Annotated in this window: 21 protein-coding genes; 16 read left to right on the forward strand and 5 right to left on the reverse strand. The window is 66.4% G+C overall.

Going from position 1 to position 24,007, the window contains the following annotated elements; translation table 11 throughout:
- The first annotated feature begins 16 nt into the window (after window positions 1-16).
- From tssH to BMZ02_RS13960, 3 genes are all read left to right on the forward strand, one after another.
- Complete coding sequence (tssH, locus tag BMZ02_RS13950; RefSeq protein WP_091645004.1) at window positions 17-2,605, forward strand: type VI secretion system ATPase TssH; 2,589 nt, start codon at window positions 17-19, stop codon at window positions 2,603-2,605.
- Window positions 2,606-2,697: 92 nt separating this feature from the next.
- Window positions 2,698-4,155, forward strand: coding sequence for a DHA2 family efflux MFS transporter permease subunit (locus BMZ02_RS13955; protein WP_091645006.1), 1,458 nt, complete (start codon window positions 2,698-2,700; stop codon window positions 4,153-4,155).
- A 113-nt stretch (window positions 4,156-4,268) separates the two neighbouring features.
- Entirely contained in the window at window positions 4,269-4,517 is a 249-nt protein-coding gene (locus tag BMZ02_RS13960; RefSeq protein WP_091645008.1) for a hypothetical protein, read from the forward strand.
- A 293-nt stretch (window positions 4,518-4,810) separates the two neighbouring features.
- Here BMZ02_RS13960 and BMZ02_RS13965 read toward each other — a convergent pair whose 3' ends face one another.
- The 3 genes from BMZ02_RS13965 to flgA all read right to left on the reverse strand — a co-directional run bounded on the left by BMZ02_RS13965 (window position 4,811) and on the right by flgA (window position 6,521).
- Window positions 4,811-5,293: a flagella synthesis protein FlgN gene (locus tag BMZ02_RS13965; protein WP_171909934.1), complete on the reverse strand. Its 483-nt coding sequence runs from the start codon at window positions 5,291-5,293 to the stop codon at window positions 4,811-4,813.
- A gap of 4 nt (window positions 5,294-5,297) precedes the next feature.
- A complete protein-coding gene (gene flgM / locus BMZ02_RS13970; RefSeq protein ID WP_091645011.1) occupies window positions 5,298-5,609 on the reverse strand; it encodes a flagellar biosynthesis anti-sigma factor FlgM in 312 nt (103 codons plus the stop codon).
- A 150-nt stretch (window positions 5,610-5,759) separates the two neighbouring features.
- A complete protein-coding gene (gene flgA / locus BMZ02_RS13975) occupies window positions 5,760-6,521 on the reverse strand; it encodes a flagellar basal body P-ring formation chaperone FlgA (RefSeq protein ID WP_091645013.1) in 762 nt (253 codons plus the stop codon).
- 175 nt (window positions 6,522-6,696) lie between these two features.
- Between flgA and BMZ02_RS13980 the strand changes: the two genes are divergently transcribed.
- The 13 genes from BMZ02_RS13980 to flgL all read left to right on the forward strand — a co-directional run bounded on the left by BMZ02_RS13980 (window position 6,697) and on the right by flgL (window position 19,332).
- A complete protein-coding gene (locus BMZ02_RS13980; protein ID WP_091645014.1) occupies window positions 6,697-7,638 on the forward strand; it encodes a chemotaxis protein in 942 nt (313 codons plus the stop codon).
- A gap of 101 nt (window positions 7,639-7,739) precedes the next feature.
- Window positions 7,740-8,573 carry a CheR family methyltransferase gene (locus tag BMZ02_RS13985; RefSeq protein WP_091645016.1) on the forward strand — a complete coding sequence of 278 codons (834 nt, stop codon included), beginning with the start codon at window positions 7,740-7,742 and terminating at the stop codon, window positions 8,571-8,573.
- Between the two features lie 224 nt (window positions 8,574-8,797).
- Window positions 8,798-9,205: a flagellar basal body rod protein FlgB gene (gene flgB, locus BMZ02_RS13990; protein WP_091645017.1), complete on the forward strand. Its 408-nt coding sequence runs from the start codon at window positions 8,798-8,800 to the stop codon at window positions 9,203-9,205.
- Between the two features lie 3 nt (window positions 9,206-9,208).
- Window positions 9,209-9,634 (forward strand): flagellar basal body rod protein FlgC, encoded by a 426-nt coding sequence (gene flgC, locus BMZ02_RS13995; RefSeq protein WP_091645019.1) that lies wholly within the window; start codon window positions 9,209-9,211, stop codon window positions 9,632-9,634.
- Between the two features lie 10 nt (window positions 9,635-9,644).
- Complete coding sequence (locus BMZ02_RS14000) at window positions 9,645-10,325, forward strand: flagellar hook assembly protein FlgD (protein WP_091645020.1); 681 nt, start codon at window positions 9,645-9,647, stop codon at window positions 10,323-10,325.
- A gap of 15 nt (window positions 10,326-10,340) precedes the next feature.
- Complete coding sequence (flgE, locus tag BMZ02_RS14005; RefSeq protein WP_091645022.1) at window positions 10,341-11,627, forward strand: flagellar hook protein FlgE; 1,287 nt, start codon at window positions 10,341-10,343, stop codon at window positions 11,625-11,627.
- A 21-nt stretch (window positions 11,628-11,648) separates the two neighbouring features.
- The gene (gene flgF / locus BMZ02_RS14010; protein WP_091645024.1) at window positions 11,649-12,392 is read left to right on the forward strand and encodes a flagellar basal-body rod protein FlgF; all 744 of its coding nucleotides are present in this window, start codon (window positions 11,649-11,651) and stop codon (window positions 12,390-12,392) included.
- A gap of 36 nt (window positions 12,393-12,428) precedes the next feature.
- Window positions 12,429-13,214, forward strand: coding sequence for a flagellar basal-body rod protein FlgG (gene flgG / locus BMZ02_RS14015; protein ID WP_091645026.1), 786 nt, complete (start codon window positions 12,429-12,431; stop codon window positions 13,212-13,214).
- 68 nt (window positions 13,215-13,282) lie between these two features.
- Window positions 13,283-13,954, forward strand: coding sequence for a flagellar basal body L-ring protein FlgH (locus BMZ02_RS14020; protein WP_091645028.1), 672 nt, complete (start codon window positions 13,283-13,285; stop codon window positions 13,952-13,954).
- 19 nt (window positions 13,955-13,973) lie between these two features.
- Window positions 13,974-15,098 (forward strand): flagellar basal body P-ring protein FlgI, encoded by a 1,125-nt coding sequence (locus BMZ02_RS14025; RefSeq protein WP_091645029.1) that lies wholly within the window; start codon window positions 13,974-13,976, stop codon window positions 15,096-15,098.
- An 11-nt stretch (window positions 15,099-15,109) separates the two neighbouring features.
- Window positions 15,110-16,096, forward strand: a complete 987-nt coding sequence (gene flgJ, locus BMZ02_RS14030) for a flagellar assembly peptidoglycan hydrolase FlgJ (protein WP_091645031.1) — start codon at window positions 15,110-15,112, stop codon at window positions 16,094-16,096.
- A gap of 18 nt (window positions 16,097-16,114) precedes the next feature.
- Window positions 16,115-18,103, forward strand: coding sequence for a flagellar hook-associated protein FlgK (gene flgK / locus BMZ02_RS14035; protein ID WP_091645033.1), 1,989 nt, complete (start codon window positions 16,115-16,117; stop codon window positions 18,101-18,103).
- A 2-nt stretch (window positions 18,104-18,105) separates the two neighbouring features.
- Window positions 18,106-19,332, forward strand: a complete 1,227-nt coding sequence (flgL, locus tag BMZ02_RS14040; RefSeq protein WP_091645034.1) for a flagellar hook-associated protein FlgL — start codon at window positions 18,106-18,108, stop codon at window positions 19,330-19,332.
- 72 nt (window positions 19,333-19,404) lie between these two features.
- On the opposite strand, the gene BMZ02_RS14045 is transcribed toward flgL, so the two are convergent.
- Window positions 19,405-22,689, reverse strand: a complete 3,285-nt coding sequence (locus BMZ02_RS14045; protein ID WP_091645036.1) for an ATP-binding protein — start codon at window positions 22,687-22,689, stop codon at window positions 19,405-19,407.
- Window positions 22,686-23,972 carry a metallophosphoesterase family protein gene (locus BMZ02_RS14050; protein ID WP_091645038.1) on the reverse strand — a complete coding sequence of 429 codons (1,287 nt, stop codon included), beginning with the start codon at window positions 23,970-23,972 and terminating at the stop codon, window positions 22,686-22,688. Before BMZ02_RS14050 ends, BMZ02_RS14045 begins: the two co-directional genes overlap by 4 nt.
- Between the last annotated feature and the right edge of the window lie 35 nt (window positions 23,973-24,007).

Here is a 24,007-nt window from a genome sequence, read left to right on the forward strand (position 1 = left end):
TGATTAAGGAGAATCCATGAGCGCCAACGGAATCAGGCAGATTGTCGAGCGGCTCGACGGCGAATGCGCGCGGGCACTGGAGGCCGGTGCGGCGTTCGCGGGGGCGCGCACGGACTACGAGATCCACGTCGAGCACGTGGTGGTGAAACTGCTGGAAAAGAAGGAGCGGGCCACGCTGTTCGCAGCAGCTCTGGTGCAATACGGCGGTGATGCGGATGCGGTCTGGGACGCCTTGATGACGGCACTGGAGCGTCTGCGCAGCGGTCACGGTGGCAAGCCGGCGTTCTCGCATTCGCTGTTGCAGTGGCTGGAGCGCGCCTTGCTCGCATCCGAGTTGCACTACGGCGGCAAGGCGATAGACGGCCACGCGTTGCTGGACGCGTTGGTCGAGCAGTGCCAGAGAATGCCGGGGGGCGCGCTGCCCGGCCTGCTGGCCGCGGTGGATACCGAGCGTCTCCGGCGTGAGGCGCCCGCCCGGCAGCAGCCGGCGCAGGAGCCATCCGCTTCCCGTCCGACCACGGAGGACGCGTCCGGAGACAGTGCGCTTGACCGCTATACCTTCGACGCCACGGCCGCTGCCGAAGCCGGCGGCATCGATCCCGTCATCGGCCGCAACGTCGAGGTGCGCGCGGTCGCCGATATTCTGCTGCGACGGCGCAAGAACAACCCGATTCTGGTGGGCGAGCCGGGCGTGGGCAAGACGGCTGTGGTCGAGGGGCTGGCGCTTCGCATCGCCCGTGGCGACGTGCCGGCCGCGTTGCGTGGCGTGCGGATCCGGGTGCTCGACCTCGGGCAGCTCAAGGCCGGTGCAAGCGTCCAGGGCGAGTTCGAGAAGCGGCTCAAGCAATTGCTCGCCGATGTGGCCGCGGCGCCATCACCGACCATCCTGTTCGTGGATGAGGCGCACACGCTCATCGGCGCGGGCGGTGAAGCCGGGACCGGCGATGCCGCCAACCTGATCAAGCCGGCCCTGGCACGGGGAGAGGTGCGCATGATCGCCGCCACCACCTGGTCCGAGTACAAGCGGTATTTCGAGCGGGACGCGGCGCTGGCGCGGCGCTTCCAGATGGTCAAGGTGGATGAGCCGGACGCATCCACGGCATTGGACATGCTGGCGGCCGTGAAGGCGCCCTATCAATCCCATCACGGTGTGCGTATCACCGACGACGCCCTGACCGCGGCGGTGAACCTCTCGATTCGTTACATCCCCGGGCGCCAGTTGCCGGACAAGGCCGTGGACCTCATCGACACGGCCGCATCGCGCGTGTGTCTCAGCCAGAGTGCGCCCCCTGCGTCCATGGAGATTCACCGGGAGCGCGTGACCACCCTGCGTCAGCGTCTTGCCGGCCTGGACGAGCAGGCGGCGTCGGGGCTGGAAGCGGATCCCCAGCTGCTGTCAGGGCTGCGTGAAGCCCTGACAGTGGAAGAGGGGCAGCTCAGCCGTGTCCGTGACGAGTGGGAGGACCAGTATCAGCAGGTCCGGGCGTTACAGGCGGCCGATACCGACGCGGCGCAGGCCCGGTCGGCCCGGGCAGCGCTGTCCCGCAGCCAGCAGGGGCAGGCACTGGTGCACGGCGAAGTGGATGCCACCGCGGTGGCCGCCGTCGTTGCTGACTGGACCGGCGTGCCGCTGGGCCGCATGCTCCGGGACGAACTCGATGCCGTGCTGGCACTGGAGAGTGCCCTGGCTGGCCGTGTCGTGGGGCAGGACAGTGCCCTCACGACCATCGGCCAGACCCTGCGCAGTGCCAAGGCGGGGCTGCTGCGCCCGGACCAGCCCATGGGCGTCTTTCTCCTCACCGGCCCAAGCGGTGTCGGCAAGACGGAGACCGCGCGGGCGCTGGCCGACCAGCTGTTCGGTGGCGAGCGCGCCCTGATCTCCATCAACCTCAGCGAGTACCAGGAAGCCCATACCGTTTCCCAGCTCAAGGGCTCCCCGCCTGGTTATGTCGGCTTCGGCGAGGGCGGTGTACTCACCGAAGCGGTGCGCCAGCGCCCCTACAGTGTCGTGCTTCTGGACGAGGCGGAGAAGGCGCATCCGGACGTACTCAACCTCTTCTACCAGGTCTTTGATCGTGGCGTGATGCGCGATGGTGAGGGACGCGAGGTGGACTTCACCAATACCGTCATTCTGCTCACCTCCAACCTCGGCAGCGAGGCGCTGCACACGGCGGCGCAGGCCGAGGAGGGGGCCAGCGACGCCGAGCTTGCCGATCTGGCCTGGCAGGAGGTCCGGCGGGCCTTGCCGCCTGCATTCATCTCCCGGGTGCAGGTGGTGCCTTATCGACCACTGGATCACACTGGCCTGCGCAGTATCGTGGCGTTGAAGCTGGATGCGCTGGCCGCGCGGCTGCAGGAGGAGCACGGTATGGCCATGCGATGTGCACCGGAGGTGCTGGACCGGATCGTGGCGCAGTGCGAGGGCCGGGAGACCGGTGCCCGTCAGGTGGAAGCGGTGATCGACCAGCGCCTGCTGCCGGCCGTGGCCAGGCAGTTGCTCGCGCTGATGGCCGAGGGTGACGTGCCCGCCGCCATGGAGCTTGGCATCGACGATGACGGCGGCTTGAGCTGCGCATTTCTCGATGCGGCGGAAGCCGTGGCGTGAAGGCAGATCCCGGGCTGCTGCAACCCGGCTGACTTTGCGGTCGGTCACTGCTTGCCGTATGTTTGACCGCGTTTTCGCGGTGGAGATGCAGCGTGCGGCATGAAGTGACCAGCCTGTTCGAGCGTTATGGGCCGGCGTACAAGTGGCTGGCGCTTGTGGCTGTCATGCTCGGGACGCTGTCCACCGCTGTCGCCACGACCGTGGTCAACGTGGCGATCCCCGACGTCATGGGCGTTTTCAACGTCGGGCAGAGTGAGGCGCACTGGCTCTCGACCGGGTTTCTGGCGGCCATGACCACCGCCATTCTGCTCAACGCCTGGGCGTTGCAGCGGTTCGGCATGCGTCGGGTCTACGCCGCCGGCATGGCGGTGTTCGTACTGGCTTCGCTGCTGGGCGCCCTGGCGACCACCCTGGAGCTGGTCATCCTCGCCCGGGTGTTGCAGGGGCTGGTTGCTGGGTTGCTGCAACCCCTTGCCATCACTCTGATCTACCAGGTGTTTCCGGAGCGCCAGCGGGGGCTCGGGGTCGGATTGTTCGGCCTTGGCGTGATCCTCGGCCCTGCTGTCGGCCCCGCTATCGGGGGCGTGCTGGTGGATCTCACGGGATGGCGCGCTGTCATGGTGTTGCCTGCCCCGACGGCCGTGCTGGGTGGCCTGCTGGCGCTGTTCTTCGTGCCGCGGGGCCGCGTGTCCGGGCGTCGGCCGCAGCTCGACTGGGTGAGTCTGGTGGTGCTGGGGGTTGCCGTCACGGCCCTGCTGTGGGCCATGGTCAGTGGCCAGCGGCTCGGCTGGACACACCCCCCGGTCCTTGCTGCCCTGATTCTGGTGCCTGCGCTCACGGCGGGCTTCGTCGCCCGACAGCTGCTGGCGCGTGATCCGTTGCTGGATCCGCGCCTGTACCGGGTGCCCGCCTTTGCCGCGGGCTCCACCATCGCGCTGCTGTTCGGCGCGGGGCTGTTCGGTTCGACTTACCTCATTCCGCTGTTCGTCCAGGAAATTCAGGGAATGACGCCCACTGCCGCGGGGGTGGTGCTGATGCCGGCCGGCCTGGTGATGGCTGCGGCCTTCCCGCTCGGCGGGCTGCTGGCGGACCGGATGCGTCCGGTGGTTCCCATCATGGCGGGCCTTGTCATCATGGCCGTGTCCTGTGTGGCCATGGGGTTCGCCGGCCCCGGCACCGGCTTGCTTGCGGTCATGGGGTGGGTTGCACTCGGGCGCCTGGGGCTTGGTCTGGGGATGCCCTCGATACACACCGGGTCACTGTCGCGCCTGCCCCTGACCAGCACTGCCCAGGGGGCGGGGGCGCTGAACTTTGCGCAACAGTTCGGTGGCGCACTGGGTGTGACGTCCCTGTCCGTGTTACTTGACTGGCGTGCGGTGCGAGAAGTCGAGGCCGTTGCCGGCGCAGAGGGCGTGGCAGGTGGCCTGGCCGCGTTGCCGCCCGACCTGTACCGGCAGGCCTACGTTGCCGGCTTTCAGTGGAGTTTCCTGTTGCTGGGGGCCGTGTTCCTGCTGGCGCTGGTCGCGGCCTCCCGGTTCGGCCGGCAGTAGGGTCGTGCAGGACGGCTTGGCGACGGCGGCGCCGTTTACCGCGTGCCTGTCGGTGTGCCGCCCGTGACCGGGGCTGATAGACTGCGCACAACCCCTTTCCTGCTGGAGAGACCGTGTTTCACAAGCTTCCACTGTCCTGGTGGCAGTATCTGCTGCTCTGGCCTGGCGCCACGTTCATGGACTGGCTGGCGAGGACCTGGCCGGATGTGGTGATCCGTTACGGTTTCGGGTTCACCATGGAATCCTATGTGTTCTGGTCAGCCGTGTTGTCACTGCTGTTCTGGTTCGTGGTGCTTGTGGCTCTGGTCTGGGTGTTGAACGGGCTTCGCCGCAGCCGGGGAGCGCGACACAGCACCCGCTGACGTTGTACATTCCTTTTATTTCTTTCCCGTCTTTCTGCCAGCGATGCGCCGTTGAACCGGTAATTTCTTATACAAGGCTTGCATTGCGAGTGAAGCTGTACTAACCTTGTACTCAAGTTAACGGAACAAACGTGTTTTGTTGTGGTTGTCTGCTGAAGTGCTTCTCGCGTTGGCGCACCCTGTCCCCATATGCGCCGCCCGGCCCCCTCAAGGCGGCCGGGTTTTTTTGTCCGTAATCAACGCAATCCGATGAGGGCTGGCGCGCTCTCGCGCCAGCCCTGGGGATCCGCTTCTCAGGCGCGACTGATCTCCCGCCCGCCGCGGTTCTCCGGCGCAGGCGCGGCTGCCCCTGGCCCGTAGGTCTGTGGCGCCGGCACATCACCCTGGATCAGGTCGATGGTCCGTTGCACGCCATACTGCTGTTGCTGGATGACCCGCCCGTTCGCCTCGTTGATGGCACGGCACCGCTGCAACTCCTCCAGCAGGTCCGCCCACTGCGCCCGCACGGGCTCGGGGTCTTCCAGTGTCTCCAGGGCGGTGTTGATGGCGCTGCCTTCGCGCTCGCCGGTGATGGCCTCGACGAGCGCGAGCCGCTGGTTCTCGCTGGTTTCAATGGCGCCGAGGAGGTCGACCTTGCGGCTCAAGGCGGATTGCAGTGCCTCCATGTCACGTGCCACCAGCGCGCTCTGCTCTTTCTCGAGCTGCGTGTTCAGTGCCTGCATCAGCGAGAGCTGCTCGCCAATGGTCTCTGCAAGGGCGCGTGCATGTTCGGCCACGGTGTTACTCCTCGAGGAGGCTTTCCAGTTCCATGAAGCGGTCGGCGATGCTCTCGGCATTCAGCGGGTACTCGCCATTGGCGATACGCTCCCTGATCTCGTCGACACGCCCCTGGTCCACTTCGGGGGTCTGGTCGATGGCGTCACGCACCGACTGCAGCCGCTCCGACTCGCTGGCGCCGGCGGATGTGGCGTCGCCATTCGATTCCTGACCGACCTGGGGGCGCTCGCCGGGCTGCTGCACCTGGCGGTTGTCCCGGGCATCCTGCGTCGGCGTTACACCGGGCCGGTTGCCCCCGTCAATTGGGTTTGCCATGACTTGCTCCTGTCCTTCAATCAGCGTCGCGGTGAGCCGCTACTCACCCTGTCAGATCCGCTATCGGCAGGGTTTGCCGCAACTTTAGCTTCAGGTGCAACTTTTTCACAGGGTACTGGCCCCATGGTTTCGGCGAAAGCCGGTGTGCGGTCAGAAGCCAACCCTGACCCGGCTGTCGCCGATGATCTCGCCTTCGATGACCCGTTCCGACGACGTATTTCTGACGCGAATGCGATCCCCGAGGGCGCCGGACTGCAGCGCCTCCCCGTTCATGCTGACGCTCGCTGCCCGCGAATCAAGGGTCAGCAACACGGTCTGTCCGCGCTCGACCAGCTGCGGGGCGCTGACGCGCGACGGCGTCAGGATTTCGCCGGAGCGCATGGCGCGGTTGAGCTCCATGCCGACGAGTTCCTCCGCGCTGGTGTAGTAACCGCGGCGCGTGCGGTTGACGTTGATCTCCACAAGCTCCAGGTCATCCTGGCTCAGCAGTGCACCGCGGGACAGGGAGCGTGCTGCCGCATAGACCTCCTTGAGTGTCTCCACCCGTACCGAGACATACAGCGTCCAGGGGCTCGGGTGGTTACAGCGCACGCCGACCGTCGCACGGCTCTGGCTGGAGCGGCCGGGCGGGCTGAACGTCTCCAGGGCCTCCTCGCAGCGCGGCAGCCGCAGGCGCTGGTCGACGCGCCCGACATCCACCGTGCTCTGGCCGTCGCCGGTCAGCTCGGCCTCTGCGTGGCGTTCCACGGCGTCATGAATTTCGTCCAGCGGCTGGATGTCGTCGGCGCCCGCGGTGCCGGCCCCCAGGGCGATCGGTGCCGTGAAGGCGGCGGCGGCATAGCGCACGGTGGAGGCCCGCGCACGGACACGGATGCCGGCCAGCCACGTTGTGATGTGAGTCCATGTGTTCATTGGTTTCAGGCGCTAGTTTTGTGCCCCGCGTATCGGGGCGTTACCCGGGCGTAGATTAAGCAAAATGCGTGCCGTTATCCGGCGTCAAGTTTCCCGGCGCGGGGCCGATATCCGGCTATCGACACGTCATACAAGCAGTCGGGGCCACAGCGTCGGCTGCAGGAGAGATCAAGACATGGCCAGCATCATGGATTCCGTGGACCAGCGCACGACCCTTGCGGGCACCAACCGCATGGAGCTGCTGCTGTTTCAGCTGTCAGGCGCCCAGCTGTTCGGGATCAACGTATTCAAGGTGCGCGAGGTGATCCCCGTGCCGCGCCTCATCCAGCTGCCGCACTCACACCCGACGGTCGCCGGCGTGTGCTACATCCGTGACCGCACCATCGCCGTCATCGATCTGCGGATGGCCACCACGGGGCGGGCGCTGGAGGAGCGGGATACCAGCTCCGTGATTGTCACCGAGTACAATCGCAGTGTGCAGGGCTTCATGGTGCGGGGCGTCGACCGGATCGTGAACGTCAACTGGCGCGACATCATGCCGCCGCCGAGCAGCTGGTCCAACACGGCCTATCTCACCGGTGTGACGCGCGTCGACGAGCGGCTTGTGCAGATCGTGGATGTCGAGAAGGTCATGGACGAGATCAACCAGGCAGGCGGTATCGGGGCGTTGCCGGGTGTAGAGGAGGGGGGCGTCAAGCCTGCCTCCGGCGCGGAAGACTGGCATGTGCTGGTGGTGGATGACTCGTCCGTGGCCCGGCGTCAGATTCATGACACCCTCCAGGGGATGGGTGTGCAGGTCACCATGGCGCGGGACGGTCAGGAGGCCATGGAGACGTTGCGGGGCTGGGCGGCACGCCCTGACGAGTCCCCGTGGAATCAGCTTCTCATGGTCATTTCCGACGTGGAGATGCCCCGTATGGACGGCTACACTGTGGCGACGGAAATCCGGCGGGACGATGCGTTGAAAGGGTTGCATCTGTTGCTTCACTCCTCCCTGAGCGGCATGTTCAACGAGGATCTGGTCAAGCGCGTCGGGGCCGACGATTTTCTGGCGAAGTTCGGCGCATCGGAGCTGGCTGGCCGGGTACAGGCTCGCCTGGAGCAGGTGAACGCCTGATTCGGCGTGGTCTTCGCCGATGTCATCACGCTACAATTCGGCCGGCGGCGGTTGCTTCTGGCCGCTGCACCTACCAGCCGATCAATGAGGAAGCCGCCTCCGTGACGTCCAGAGCCATTGCCCCGGAACATTACCAGGCGTTTCGTGCGTTCCTCGAACAGTCCTGTGGGATCGTGCTCGGGGACAACAAGCAGTATCTGGTCTCCAGCCGGCTCGGCCATCTGATGGAGCGGGAGAAGATCAAGGACCTCGGCGAGCTGGTCTTCAAGGTGCAGCAGCCGGGTGGTCAACGGCTTCGCGGCACGGTCATCGAGGCCATGACCACCAACGAAACCCAGTGGTTTCGTGACAGCTATCCCTTCACCATCCTGCAGGAAACGTTGCTGCCGGAGTTTCACAAGCGTGGCGTCGACAAGCTCCGCATCTGGTCCGCGGCCTGTTCGTCCGGGCAGGAGCCGTTCTCCATGAGTATTGCGCTGGAGGAGTTCCGGGCGCGGGGCCCCCGCATCGAGGCGGAGATCGTCGGAACCGATATCTCTCCGGCCATGATTGCCCAGGCGAAGGAGGCGAAATACTCCGACTCCACCGTCAACCGGGGGCTGAGCCCCGAGCGTCGAGATCGCTACTTTCAGCGCAGCGGCGCGGACTGGGTGGTGCGTCCGGAGATTCGCCGGCGCACTCAGTTCATGGTGCACAACCTGCTGGACAGCTACGCCAGCCTCGGACGGTTCGACGTGGTGTTCTGCCGTAACGTCCTCATCTATTTTTCCGCCGAATCGCGGGAGAACATTCTCAACCGCATGATCCAGCAGATGCGCCCGGGTGGTTACCTCATTGTCGGCGCCTCGGAGTCGCTGGCCCGGCACGCTGGCCAGCTGGAGATGGTGCGCAGTCAAGGCGGTGTCATCTACCGCGTGCGTCAGCCGGCACGGTAAGCGGCAAGCGTTTGCCGCTCCATTGCCGCTTTCCTGTTGCCGGAACGCCGACGTTGCCGCGCCGGTTTTCTGCCGCCAGCCCCGAGAGATCGATCCGCCCCTGAGGCGCAACGCCAGTGCTGACGGGCCTCTTCGCCTGCTGTCGCCCGTATTTCTCTCCATCTTTCCCTGGTTTGGCATGACGCTTGCTTAGAGCTCCGGTGTCGATTCACTGGAGGGTGATCATGGCAATTTCCTTCGATAACGCAGTGGGCCCACACGCGGCAGCGCTGAAGCTCCGGGGAGAGCGGCATCAGCTGCTCTCGGAGAACATCGCCAACGCGGATACGCCGAACTACAAGGCCCGGGATATGGACTTCCGCACCGCGCTGCAGCAGGCCGAGAACGGCCAGGCCAACAGCGGTGGTGTGATGCAGACCACCCACGCTCAGCACATTCCGTCGCCCAACGGCGATGGCACCTCGGCCGATGCGCTCTACCGCGTGCCGAATAGTCCGTCGCTGGACGGCAATACCGTGGAATCCCAGGTGGAGCAGGCGCAGTTCGCCGAGAACACGGTCAAGTACCGCGCGTCGCTGGATTTCCTTGGCGGGCGCATCTCCAACCTCGTTGGCGCGATCAGGGGCGAGTAAATCATGTCTGTTTTCAATGTGTTCGATGTCGCGGGTTCGGCCATGAACGCACAGTCCGTGCGGCTGAACACCACGGCCAGCAACATGGCCAACGCGGAAGCCGTTGCCACGACGCCGGAGGAGGCCTACAAGGCCAAGCAACCGGTATTTGCCGCTGCATTGCGCGGTGTCGAGGGCGGCGCACAGAACCCGGCCAACGTTGGCGTCACCCTCGACCACATCGTCGAGAGCGATGCACCCAACAAGCCGCTGCACATGCCGGGGCACCCGGCCGCCGACGAAGACGGTTATGTGTACCGCTCGAACGTCAACAGCGTCGAAGAGATGGTGAACATGATCTCGGCTTCCCGTTCCTACCAGAACAACGTGGAAGTCATGAATACATCCAAGGAGTTGGCGCTGCATACCCTGCAGCTCGCCCAGAATTGAGGACGCCGCCATGTTGGGACTTGATGCACTGACAGGATCCACAAGCAGCAGCTCGGAGATCGAGCAGCCGGAAGACGCCAAGGGCAAAACCGCCGACGAGCTGGATAGTTCCGATTTCCTGCAGCTCATGATCGCCCAGTTCCAGAACCAGGATCCGTTCGAGCCCATGGAGAACGGTGAGTTCATGGGGCAGCTTGCGCAGTTCACCTCGGCGTCCGGTATCTCCGGGATGCAGGAGTCGTTCGAGGAGTTTGCCGCGCAGATGGGTCAGGACCAGGCGCTCCAGGCAGCGTCACTGGTTGGCCGCAGCGTCATGGTGGAGAGCGACAGCATGCCCCTTGGCGAGAACGGGCTCAGTGGCGTCGCCCAGCTGCCGCGCAACAGCGAGAACCTGAACATCACCATCTCGGATGGTGCCGGTCAGACCGTGCGGGAGATCAGCATGGGCCGACAGGATGCCGGCGATGTGCCGTTCCACTGGGACGGGCTCAACAATGACGGCGACGAAATGCCGGATGGAACGTACACCGTCCGGGCCAGCATCGGCAGCGGTGACGATTCCACCGCCGTCAACACCCTGGCGGCGGCGCCAGTGACCAGTGTCAGCCTCGAGTCCGATGGGCGCAGCCCCATGCTGACGCTCGAAGGGGCCGGTGAATATTCCCTCGATTCTATTCGTCATATTCAATAAGGAAGGGGTGCGACCATGTCTTTCAATATTTCCCTCTCGGGGCTGAATTCCGCGTCCTCCGATCTGGACGTTACCAGTAACAACATCGCCAACAGCGGCACCGTGGGCTTCAAGGGGTCCCGCGCCGAGTTCGCCGACGTGTTTGCCCAGACCCAGTTCGGTATCGCCAGCAACGCCATTGGCTCCGGTTCGCGGCTGCAGAACGTGGCCCAGCAGTTCACCCAGGGCCAGTTCGATTTCACCGGCAACAACCTGGATCTGGCCGTGAACGGGGAGGGCTTTTTCCGCCTCCAGGACAATGACGGCAGCGTCTCCTATACCCGTAACGGCGCCTTCCAGCTGAATCAGGACGGGGTGGTCGAGAATGCCGACGGCCGCGCACTGACAGGATATCCGGCTGACGGTGACGGCAACGTCGGCGGTACCCTGCAGCCGCTGAGCATCGATACCGGTAATGTGCCGCCGCAGGCGACCACCGCGATCGACATCGACGCCAACCTGCAGTCGAACGCGGACGGCCTCGATCCCACCAACTTCGACGTGAACGATCCGGAGACCTTCAACTTCTCCACCTCGACCACCGTCTACGATGGCCAGGGCACCTCCCGCAGCGCCAACATCTACTTCGTCAAGGATGAGGGCGAGGAGAACGAGTGGCTGTCCGTGGTGGAGATCGGCGATCAGCTCATCGGCATCGATGACCCGGACAACCCGGATCCCGACGAGATGTTCCGGGTCGCGTTCAACTCGGACGGCAGCTTTGACAGCGTGGTGCCCGGGCCGGGTGCCGGCAACGACGCCCAGGACACAAGTGCCTCGTCGATCGACTTCGAGTATGACCCCGGCGACGGTCTCGACCCGCAGCGTATCGAAGTGGACTACGGTGCACTGACCCAGTTCGGCACGCCCTCGGCTGTCAACGAGCTGACCCAGAACGGCTTCGAGGCGGGTGAGTTCTCCAGCCTGGACATCGAGGAAGACGGCACCGTCTTCGGTCGCTACACCAATGGTGAGTCGCTGCAGCTGGGTCGGGTCGCCACCGCGCGCTTCCCCAGTGAGCAGAACCTGACCGAGGTGGGTGACAACCTCTGGCTGGAGAGTGCCGAGTCCGGCGAGCCGATTCTTGGCCAGCCCACCACCTCCGGTCTGGGCGGGATCCAGAGCGGTGCCCTGGAGCAGTCCAACGTGGACATCACCGAACAGCTGGTGAACATGATCACCGCGCAGCGGAACTTCCAGGCCAACGCCCAGATGATCAGCACCCAGGACCAGGTGACCCAGGAGATTCTCAACATCCGCTAAGGCGGGGCGAGGACATGACCCATGGATAATTTTGCATACCTTTCCATGACCGGTGCCAAGCACGCCCTGCAGGCGCAGCAGCACACCAGTCATAACCTGTCCAACGCCAACACGCCCGGCTTCCGGGCGGACATGGACCAGTTGATCACGCACCCGGTCAGCGGACCCGGCTTCGACAGCCGGGCCTACTCCGCGGAGAGCAGCGTTGGCTGGGACTTCAACCCCGGCACCATGCAGACCACCGGCCGCGACATGGACGTGGCACTGCAGGGCGAAGGCTTTTTCGCCGTCCAGGGTGCGGACGGCAACGAGGCCTACACCCGTCGCGGTGACATGCGCGTGTCCAACATGGGGCTGCTGGAGAACGGCGCCGGCCAGCAGGTGATGGGTGAGAACGGACCGATCGCCATACCGCCGGCGGACAAGGTGGACATCGGCGATGACGGCACCATCAGCATCATCCCGGACGGTGGTGATGCGGAAGAGCTGGTCATTATCGATCGCGTCAAGATGGTGAATCCGGCGGAGCAGGACCTGGAGAAGGGCGACGACGGGCTGTTCCGTCTGGCCGACGGTGACGTTGCTCCGGCCGACGCCCAGATGCGCCTGAGTTCCGGCACCCTCGAGGGCAGCAACGTGAGCTCCGTGGACGCCATGGTCGAGCTGATCGACAACCAGCGGCAGTTCGAGATGCACGTGAAGATGCTCACCAACGCCGAAGAGAATGATGCCGCCAGCAGCTCCCTGTTGCGGATGCAGGGCTGAGACGAATAACGCCGTCGACACGGCAGGAGGGTAACCATGAATCCCGCACTTTGGGTCGCCAAGACCGGCCTGGACGCGCAGGAGACGCGCATGCAGACCGTCTCCAACAACCTGTCCAACGTGAACACCACCGGCTTCAAGCAGGACCGCGCGGTGTTCGAGGACCTGGTTTACCAGAACGTGCGCCAGGCGGGCGCGCAGAACACCCAGGATGCACAGCTGCCCACGGGGCTTTCCCTGGGCACGGGCGTGCGCGTGGTCGCCACGGAGAAGGAGCACTCCCAGGGCACGCTGCAGCAGACCGAGAACCCGCTGGATCTCGCCGTGGAAGGTGACGGCTTCTTCCAGATCCTGCGGCCGGACGGTTCCGTCGGGTATACCCGCGACGGCTCCTTCCAGGTCAACAGCGAGGGGCAGGTGGTGACCTCCAGCGGTTTCGAGCTGGAGCCGCCGCTCAACATCCCCGAGAACGCGGAGAACGTCACCATCGGTCAGGACGGCACGGTTACCGTCTCGCTGGCCGGCCAGGCGGACGTTCAGGAAGTGGGCCAGATCGAGCTGGTGGACTTCGTCAATCCGGCGGGCCTGGAGCCCATCGGCGGCAACCTGTTCATGGAGACCGCGGCCAGCGGTGCGCCGCAGGCCGGCACGCCCGGGCTCGACGGGCTCGGCGGGGTGCTCCAGGGTGCGCTGGAGTCCTCCAACGTGAACATCGCCGAAGAGCTGGTGAACATGATCGAGACCCAGCGCGCCTTCGAGACCAATACCAAGTCCATTTCCACGTCGGACCAGATGCTGCAGTTCATCACGCAGAACCTGTAATTCCGCTGGTGGCCGCCTTGAAGGCGGCCACATCACCCGGCGTTGGGGCCGGGTAGGGGGCACACACCATGAAAGCATTCGCAGTATTGCTTGTCGGGGCCGTATTCATCACCGGCTGCGCCGTGACCACGCCGCCGGAGTACAAGGATCCGCCGGCGCTCCCGGAGCCGGTGATCAGTGAAGAGGAGCCGCCGGCAAACGGTTCCATCTACCAGGCGAACCAGGGGCAGCGGTTGTTCGAGAACCGGACGGCGCTGCGGGCGGGTGACATCATCACCATCTTCCTCGAAGAGGAGACCGGTGCCAGCAAGAACGCCAGCACCTCGGTCACCAGGGACAGCGAGGTGAACGCCGGGGCGCCGAACATCCTTGGCCGCGACGCCTCCATCGGCGGCAACCCCCTGTCCATCGGGGCAGAGTCGGCGAGTGGCTTCGACGGCGCCGGCAACGTGGACCAGGGCAACGAACTCACCGGCAGCATCAGTGCCGTGGTCGTGGACGTCCATCCCTCCGGCAACCTGGTCGTGCAGGGGCGCAAGAAGCTGACCATCAACCACGGCGACGAGTACATCACCATCACCGGGCTCGTGCGGCCGGACGACCTGGCGCCGGACAACTCCATTTCGTCCGAGCGCATCGCCAACTCGCAGATTTCGTACACCGGCACCGGGACGCTGGCCGATTCCAACCGCATGGGCTGGGGACAGCGCATCCTGAACAGCCCGCTGTGGCCGTTCTGACGCCACGGGAGCAATGGCAATGAAACGTCTTACGATCGTGACGCTGATGAGCATGGTGCTGGCGTGGACCAGCGTCTCCCTGAACGCCCAGACGTGGACCGGCGAGCGCATCAAGGATCTGGCCTCGGTCGCCGGTGTGCGTGACAACCAGCTCGTGGGGTACGGGCTCGTGGTGGGCCTGGATGGCACCGGTGACCAGACCACCCAGACCCCGTTCACCGTACAGAGCATCCGCAGCATGCTGAGCTCCCAGGGCGTCCAGGTGCCTCCGGACGTCAACTTCCAGACCGATAACGTCGCCGCCGTCATGGTCACCGCCGACCTGCCGGCATTCTCACGTCCGGGCCAGGATATCGACGTCACCGTGGCCTCCATCGGCAACGCCGACAGCCTCCGCGGCGGTGCCCTGTTGATGACGCCGATGCGGGGTGCCGATGGCGAGATCTACGCCATGGCGCAGGGGAACCTGACCGTCAGCGGCTTTGGCGTGGATGGCGCGGACGGCTCCAGCATCACCGTGAATATCCCCAGCTCCGGCCGCATTCCCAATGGTGCGACGGTGGAGCGGGAGGTCACCAGCCCGTTCAACACCGGCAACACCATCGAGCTCAACCTCAATACCGCCGATTTCACCACGGCCCGTCGGGTGGCGGACGCCATCAACGAGGAGCTGGGGCCGGAGACAGCGCGGGCGGAGGATGCCGCCGCGGTGACCGTGCAGGCGCCGCAGGATCCGGACCAGCGTGTCGGATTCATGGCCTATCTGGAGGACATCCGCGTGGAGCCGGGTGAGGCGCCGGCGAAGGTCATCGTCAACTCCCGCTCCGGTACGGTTGTTGTGGGCAGCGAGGTCCGGGTGCGTCAGGCCGCAGTGAGCCACGGTAGCCTGACTGTCACCATCAGCGAGGATTTCGACGTGGAGCAGCCGCCACCGTTCACGGGTGGCCAGCCGGTCATCACGCCGGATACCGATATCCAGGTGGAGCAGGAAGACAGCCCCATGTTCCTGTTTGGCCCCGGCGTGCGGCTTGAGCAGATCGTCGAATCGGTCAACCAGGTGGGTGCTGCGCCGAGTGATCTCGTGGCGATTCTCGAGGCACTCAAGCAGGCGGGCGCCCTGCGCGCCGAACTGGTCGTGATCTGAGGAGCGATTCCATGGCGATCAGCACTCCACAGCATCCGGATCCGAACATTTTCGACAACGGCTCCCTGGATCGTCTGCGAGGCAACCTCCAGAACCCCACCGAGCAGGATCTGCGCGAGGTGGCGGAGGAGTTCGAAACCGTGTTCGTGGGCATGATGCTCAAGAGCATGCGTGCGGCGACGCCCGGTGACGATCTGTTCGGCAGCAACGCCATGGAGCAGTACGAACAGCTCCACGACCAACAGCTTTCCCAGAGCCTGGGCCGTTCCGGCGGGCTGGGTATTGCCGACATGGTCGAGCGCCAGCTGCGTGAGAACGCCGGCTTCGAGACCGAGCACCAGGTCGGCATTCACGGTCGCTCCATCGAGGACTACGACCGCCGCATGCCGCCCATGCAGATTCGCACGCCGGACGACAACGTCCCCGGGGCGGAGCCGAAGCCGGGGGCGTCGGAGCCCGGCCGGCCCGGTGGCAAGGGCGCGGGGTGGGAGTCCCCCGAGGCGTTCGTGCGCGATGTCTGGCCCGCGGCCGAGAAAGCGGCCGAAGCGCTGGACGCCGATCCGCGGGCCCTGGTGGCCCAGGCGGCGCTGGAGACCGGCTGGGGGCAGCATGTCATCCGCGATGGTGACGGCGACAGCGTCAACAACCTGTTCGGCATCAAGGCCGATCAGCGTTGGGACGGCGACTCGGTCTCCGTGCCGACCCTGGAGTTCCGGGGCGGCGTGCCGGAGCGGGAAGTGGCCAGCTTCCGTGCTTACGACTCCCTGGAGGAGAGTTTCCAGGATTACGTGGAATTTCTGCAGAGCAATCCCCGCTACAGCGATGCGCTCGAGAACAGCCATGACCCGGAGCGGTGGGTTGAAGAGCTGCAGCGTGCGGGCTACGCCACCGACCCCGACTATGCCGAGAAGATCCGCGGCATCATGGGCGGCGATCTGCTGGAAGCAGCCATCGACCCCCTCAAGTCCGGGCCGGACCGGCCGATAAACGAGGCATAGACCAGGGAGTAGCAGAACATGACCATGCTGAACAACAGTACCTCCGGCCTGCTGGCATTCCAGCGGGCACTGGCGACCACCTCGCACAACATCTCCAACGTCAACACCGAGGGGTACAGTCGTCAGCGTGTTGAACTCTCAACGCGGCCCGCCTCCGATCAGGGCAACGGCTTCGTCGGCAACGGCGTGCAGACGGGCACCGTGCAGCGGATCTTCGACCAGAACCTCGAGGATGCGGTGCGCCGGGCCGGCACCGAGTTCCAGTCGTTCGACAAGCTGGCCAACTTCAATGGCCGTGTCGACAACCTGCTGGCGGACAAGGATGCCGGGCTGTCGCCTGCCCTGCAGGGCTTCTTCGACAGCCTGGAGGACGTGGCCAACGACCCCTCTTCGTCGTCCGCCCGGCAGATGGTGATTTCCGAGTCGGAGAACCTGGTCAGTCGCTTCGATCTGCTGGACCGGCAGCTGCGTAGTCTGGATGACGAAGTCACCGACCAGATGCAGAACAACGTCTCCCAGATCAACCAGCACGCCGAGTCCATCGCCAACCTCAACCGCGAGATCCGTGACGCCGAGGGGCGCTCCGGCGGGCAGCCCGCGAACGACCTGCGCGACCAGCGGGATCAGCAGCTGCAGGAGCTCTCCGACCTGGTGGGCACCCAGACCATCCACACCGATGACGGCGGCATTGACGTCATGGTCGGCAATGGCCAGCCGCTGGTGGTGGGGAACGACGCCAATTCCCTCGATACCCAGCGCAACGAGTTCGATCCCAGCCGGGAGGAACTGGTGTTCGTGGGTGCCGACGGCTCGCCCAAGAACGTCACCAACGTGATCAGTGGCGGGGAGCTGGGCGGGCTGATGGAGTTCCGCGAGAATACCCTCGACAGCGTGCGTAACGACCTCGGCCAGCTCGCAACGGATCTCAGCAACGCCATCAATGCCCAGCACAACCAGGGCATCCAGCTGAACGGCGAGCAGGGCGGGGACGTCTTCTCCGTGGCCGAGCCGCGCGTGCTGCCCTCCACCCGCAACAGTGATGCCATCGACGGAGCGCCGGACGTGGCGTTCGTCGAAGACTCCGTGGGTCAGCTCACCGGTTCCGACTACCGCGTGACCTTTGAAGGCGGTGACTGGGAAGTGGAGAACCGCGAAAGCGGCGAGACCTTCTCGGTGAACGATGACGGTGACGGCGAGGTGCTCGAGGTCGAGGGGCTGCGCATCGATGTCAGCGAGATCGAGGATGCCGAGGACGGTGACCGCTTCGAGATCCAGCCGACCCGCGACTCCATTACCGCCATGGAGACCAACCTGCGCACCGCCGATGAAGTGGCGGCGGCGTTCCCCGTGGTGGGTGGTGAGGCGACAGGTGCCGGCGGCACTGCCGGCGTCAATCGTGGCGACGGCGAGATTGGCGACTTCAACATGACCTCGGATGACAACGTGCCGTTCGATGACGAAGTCACGCTGACCTTCGACGCCGATGCCAACCAGTTCACCGTCGAGTCCGAGAACGAAGGGGTGATCGGCACCCTGGATTACGACCCGGCGGTGGACAGCAACGGCAAGACGTTCTCCGGGGACGATCTCGGCGCGGACAACCCGTTGACGGGGATCGAGTTCACGATGGCCGGCACGCCGCGGACCGACGACGCGTTTGTCATCGAGTCCAACGAGGACGGCTCCGGTGACAACCGGAACGCTCAGGCGCTGGCGGAGATCGCCAACGAAGGGCTGCTCAACGACGGCAACGACAGTCCGCAGGATTTCTTCAGCCGCATCGTCGGTGAAGTGGGTACCGAAACCCAGCGCTCCCAGAGCGCCCGGGACGCGCAGGAATCCCTGCTGCGTCAGGCGGAAGCCGACCGTGAATCGGTCTCCGGCGTGAACCTGGAAGAAGAGGCGGCGGATCTGCTGCGGTTCCAGCAGGGCTTCCAGGCAGCCGCCCAGGCGGCGTCCGTGGCCGACAACCTGTTCCAGACAGTGATCAACACGGTGGGGAGATAACCATGCGTGTATCCACCAGTGAGCTGCAGCAGTCCTCCATCAACACGGTTCTGGATCAGCAGTCCAACCTGCTGCAGATCCAGAACCAGCTCGGCACCGGCCGGCGCATTCTGTCGCCGTCCGATGACCCGTCCGGCGCCACCCAGGCCCTGAACCTGGACAAGGCGGTCAAGACCAGCGAGCAGTACCAGCGCAACAACGAGCAGGCGGAGCTGCGCCTGCGCCTGGAAGACACGGTCCTCGGCGAGACCAGTAACGTGGTCAACCGTATTCGCGAGCTGACCGTCCAGGGTGCCAACGCCAGTCAGAACCAGGAGAGCCGTCAGGCCATTGCGGCAGAGATGCGCGAGCGCGTGGACGAACTCCAGGACCTGGCCAACACCGACGATGGCCGCGGCGAGTACCTGTTCTCCGGCTACAAGACCGACGTCGAGCCGTTCGTGCGCGAAGGTGAGGGCGTGCAGTACCGTGGCGATCAGGGGCAGCGCGATACCCAGGTGGGGCCGAGTCGCAGGATCGACAGCAGCCACAGTGGCTACGAGACGTTCATGGATATCCCCACCGGCAACGGTGATTTCCAGGTAAGTGTCAACGAAGACAATGAAGGGCGGGCGCGCCTGGCCAACGAAGAGGTCATCGACGACAGCGTCGACTTCAACGGCCCCTACGAGATTCTGTTCGAGGAGGATGCCGACGGGGACATGCAGTTCGAAGTGGTGGACGGCGACGGTGACCCGGTCCTCGACGAGAACGGGGATCCGGTGGCCGGGCCCTACCAGGACGGAGCGCCCATCGAGTTCGACGGCCGCTCGGTGACGTTCGAGGGCGAGCCCGAGGATGGTGACAGCTTCAGTGTGGATTCGGCGCCGCGCCAGTCGCTGTTCCAGACCGTCGACAACCTGATCGAGGCCTTCGACAGTCGGGCGGATGACGGTGCCGATCGCGCCAAGCTGGAAACGGAGATCTATGAGGCCCTGGAGAACATGGACGCCGCGCTCGGCTCCCTGAACCTGACCCGCGCCGAGACCGGGGCACGGCTGAACGCGCTGGAGTCCGAGCTGCGCGCCAACGAGGCCGCGCGACTGGATCTGGAGACGGAGCTCTCCCGGGTCGAGGATCTCAACTACGCCGAGGCCATCAGCCGCTTCCAGCAACAGCAGGCCGGTCTGCAGGCGGCGCAGCAGAGCTACGCACAGATCCAGAATCTGTCCCTGTTCAACTACATCTGAGGCGTCGTCATCGGCCTTGCGCCCGCCGCGTGACCAGATCGGTCCGGCGGGCGTTTTCGTGTGTGGCGATGACTACCAGCCCGGCATGACCTCCGATGACGCCCGGATGCTGCCGCTCGTGGGCGCAGGGGCGACCGCCGATTCCAGCGTGTCCACCACCAGCCGGGCGTCGGCGATTGCGTCACCGGTGTCGGGCAGGCTGGCCAGGACGGCGTGGTGACGCCCGGGCGCGTCCAGGCGCGGGCGGTGATCCAGCAGCCCCTCCTGCTCCAGCCACTGCTCCACCTGCTGGATGCGTTTGTCGCCAAAGCCCGGCAGCCGATCCTCGCGCAATGAGGCGATCAGCGCATCGGGGGCGCCGCCCACCGCATCCGCGCGTTCGACCAGCGCGTCCAGGTGCTTCCACTTCCCCATGGGGCTCTGCTCCAGACGCGGTCTGTCCACCGGCTCGCCACGGCCGATACGCCATGCGTTGATCCACGCCCGTGCGGCGGTCGCGCGCCGTTCGAGCATGGCGCATGCGCGCGCGTCCAGGTGTCGTGCCGCCGGGCCTTGCAGGAGACTCTCGGCCTGGCCGATGGTGGTGACACGAAAGTCCGCGATCAGGCGGTGGAGTGTCGGCAGGTCGTCATGCAGCAGATGGAACAGGTGCAACGTGCCCGGTTCGGCGTACGGGTCGACCGGGGCGACACCCAGTGCCGCGGCGTAGGCTGCGGGATCCTCGGGATCGGGCTCCGGTAGCGCGTCCGGCTGCGGCAGGGGCAGCGGGTCCGGGCTTCGGGTGGCGCTGGCCCGCAATTGGGCGAGATCGATGACCCGTGGCGCTTCCCCGGTGGCACGTTGCCACCGTTCCACGTCCTCGGGCTGTGCGCTCAGGTAGAGGATCTGGCGCCCGCTGTCCCGGGTCAGCGCGTGCAGGGTGGTGGCAACGGCGTCGAACCGCACCGGGTCGGTCGTAGCGAGGGCTTCGTCCAGCATGAGTGGCAGGGGGGCGTGGCCGTGCTCGTGCTCTTCGACCCAGGCCATGCGCAGGGCGAGCAGGAGCTGCATGCGCGTGCCCACGGAGAGCGCCTCCAGTGTCCGGATCTCACCGCTCGCCGTCTCCCGGGCGCAAGGCTCGCCGTGGTCGTTGAGTTCCAGGGCGAACTGGTCGTGCGTAAAGCGCCGCAGCCACCGGTCGGCGAGCCGGGCGGCCCTGGGCTGATGGTCACGGCGGTGGTCGGCTTCCACCGCGTCGAGCAGAAACCGCCCGGCTTCCGCCACCATGCGCTGATCATGGCGCTCTGCCAGCGCGTCACGCGCCTCGTCCCGTTCCGCGCGCGCCTGCTCCAGCTGGAAGCGGTGCTCCGCGTCGCGCAACCGCTGGTGAATGCGCTCCTCTTCACGCACCAGGTCGTCGTGCTCCTCCGACCGGGCCTGCGCCCGCTGCAGCTCCGCCGTCAGGCCGGCGCGGTCATCGGCATCCGCCAGCGCGCGCAGGTCGTCCGGCGCCGACTGCAGTCGTTTCAGGGCGTCATCCTCACGCACGGTTGCGGCGTGCAGGGCTCTGGTGGCGTCTTTCCAGTCGGGCAGGTCCTCCACGCGCGCCAGCAGCGTATCGCGGTCGCCGACGGTGATGGCGGCACGGGTGTACAGCTGCTCCAGGGCCGCGTTCGCCTCCTGCTCCCGGGCGGTGGCCTGGTCTGCCTCGCCCCGCGCTTGCGCGTACTCGCGCCGCGCCTCGTCAGCCGCCTGCACCCGCTGTTCCAGTTGATCCAGCGCGTGGGCGAGGTCGGCAGTGGCCAGGCTGGTCGGGGGGCTTTGCCATGCAGCCAGCGACGTGCGCAGCTCCTCCCGCAGCGGCGTGAGCTGGTGCTCGAGATGGTCGCAGCGGGCCTGACTCTCGTCCCGGGCAATGCGTGCCTCGTCCAGCCGGAGCAGGCGCTGGACGAGGAGCTGGAGATGATTGGGCAGCGTGTCGGTATCCAGGGCCAGGCCCATGTCGGCGGTGAGTGAGCGCAGTGCCGTTCGCGCCTCCTCCAGCTGGCGCCGGGCGGACTCAGTGCGTTGCCGCCGGTCTGGCGTGTCCGCGCCGGAGCGGGGGCGCAGGCTGCGCCACAGCAGCCACGCCAGGCCTGCGGCGGCGCCACTGGCCGCGGCCGTGGCGACGGCTGGGCTGTCGCCGTAGCCGGCGTAGGCCAGTGCGGCCACGGCAACGCCGCTGGTGGCGATGGCCAGTCGGTCGAGCCATGTGGAACGCGCCGTCGAGGTGCCGGGTGCTGTGTCTGCGGCGCCCCCGTCGGCATCACCGCCGAGCTGATGCCAGTCGCCCAGGGCCCGGGCGAGCGTCTGCGCTGCCTCTTCGAGGCGGGCGACACTGTATTGATCGATGCGTGGCGGGTGCCCCCCTTCGTCGCCGATCAGCCGCTCGTTCTCGGTGACCCGTGTGGTGTCCCGGTGAAGCTGATCCCGCGCCTGTTCCAGGCGCGTGGTCAACTCGCGGATCTCGTCCAGCCGCCGGCGCATGGGTGGGAGGTCCGGAGCATCGTCTGCGTTCTCTCCAAGTCCGGTCCGGTGCAGCCGCTCCATGGCGGCTTCCATGGTGTCCCGCGCCTGACGGTGGCGCTCGCGCTCCTGGTCGCGGCGCTGTTCCAGGCGCTCCAGCTCCTGTGCGGCGCTTCCCTCGGGCATGATCTCCGGGAAGGTGGCGAGATCCGCACGCGCGGCGCGGGTCGCGTCCCGGGCGTCGATCAGCGCCAGCGCGTCGCGGCAGTGATCGCGCCGGTGTAGCGCCTCGGTGGCGCGCTGGATGGCGGTGTGCAGCTCCGGCAGGCGCTCGCGGTCTGCGAGCAGGGCGCGGTTGGCAGACTCCGCGTCCCGGAGTGCCTGCTCCGCTGCCTTCAGGGTGTCCCCCGCCTTGCGGTCGCGGCCGGGGTGGATGGGCAGTGGTCCGCCGTCGCCGCGCAGGGCGGCCAGGTCATAGCCACCGGCAAGCTCCTTTCGCAGTTGTGCGGCGATGGCGGTGTCGCTGCGGGTCAGCCGCAGGAGCTCATCCACGGGCAGGAAGTAGCCGCTCAGGGTGTCGGCAGCCGGCAGCGGGGGCGGCTCGGAGGGTTGTCCCTCCCGCAGCCAGACCACCTCGCGGCCGAACCGTTCGGCCCGCCAGTGTTCACCCGCGTGGCCGAGCGTCGCCTCCAGCTGCAGGTTGGGCGGGTCATCGGGGCCCGGCGCGATAAGCATCCGCAGGGCCCGCAGCAGGCTGCTCTTGCCGGAGGCGTTCGGTCCGGTGATCACGTTCACCCCGGGGCCGAAGGTCTCGATGTGGAGGGGGCGGTCGATCCCCGGGAGCCGGCGGATATGGAGCGCCTCGAGCTTCATTGTCCGGTGTCCTCCTGCTGGGCGAGCAGGGCGTCCAGGCTGACGCGCGCGCCGCGGCGAAGCCAGTCCGTGACGGTGTCGTCGTCGGGCGTTTCCGTATTCAGACGACTCCATGCCGGATCCCGGTGCACACGCCCCAGGTGCTCCCGGGCACGGGCGAGGAGCGCCTGCCGTTCGGGGTCGTCCGGCGGGGCCTGGTCAAGCAGCAGCAGGCGTTGTGCCAGCAGGCCGGCCGGGTCCGGACGCCGGGCGAGCTCGGACAGGTCCACCTCGGGACGCGTATCAAGCCACCAGCGGCCGACGAACCCCTGGATACCCCCGGTCAGGGGCAGATCGTGGAGTGCCTCGCTCTCGAGAAGCTGCTCCACCGCGCGGCCGATCCGCGTGCGACCGTGTAGCCGGACACGCAGGCCGATGGCGTCTGGCCGGAATTCCGCCTCCGCGATCACGGACGCCGCGGCCTCGGCGGCGGCGAGGATGCGCGGTCGCACATCCGTTGCGTCGGTCACGTCGGTGAGGTCCACGTCGATCTGCTGCCATCGCAAGGGCGCCAGTGGCCACTGCTCCACGTGCTCGATACCGGCGTTGCCGATGGTGTAAAGCCAGGGGCCGCGAGGGCCGGTCTCGCTGGCGCGCAGGGCGGTTACCGAGCCGAGGTAACCGGAAGGCCGCGCCGGGTCCAGCGGGTCGGGCTTGTGGATGTGGCCGAGCAACCAGGCGTCCACGCCGGCCTCCTCCAGTTGCCGGGTGGTCACCGGTGCATGGCCACTACCGGGCTGGTCCCGGTCGCAGTGGAGCAACCCCAGTTGCGGCATGGCCAGGTTGTCGAAGCGGATGCCGGCCAGGGGGCTGTCGCGGACCACGGGCGCGCCGAACGACGCACCGTGTATGACAATCTGCACGCCGTCACGGCCGGTCAGCGTTGCGGACTCCCACGTTCCGCCGGCGCCAAGCAGGCGGAATCCGTCCACCTCCCTGGCGAGTTGGGGGAGCACCTGCACGTCGTGGTTACCGGCGACACCGAGCACCGGGATACCGGCCTCGACCAGGGTCGTGATGCTCCGCCGCAACTCGGCGTACGCCTCGAAGAAATCGTCTTCCTGCTCGACGACGTCACCGGCGAAGACCACGGCGTCGACCGCGCGTTGGCGCGCTGCGGAAACCAGGCGATCAAGCGCCTCTGCAGGCCCCAGACGCCGTGCACCCAACCGGGCGAGAACCGGTTCCGGCAGCCGACCGGGGCGTCGTCCCAGGTGCAGATCGCCCACCGCGAGTAGATTCATGGGTGTGTCATCCAGGTTGCCTCTCCCTGCGGCCA

Origin of the sequence: Aquisalimonas asiatica, from assembly GCF_900110585.1 — a bacterium.
Lineage (GTDB): Bacteria > Pseudomonadota > Gammaproteobacteria > Nitrococcales > Aquisalimonadaceae > Aquisalimonas > Aquisalimonas asiatica.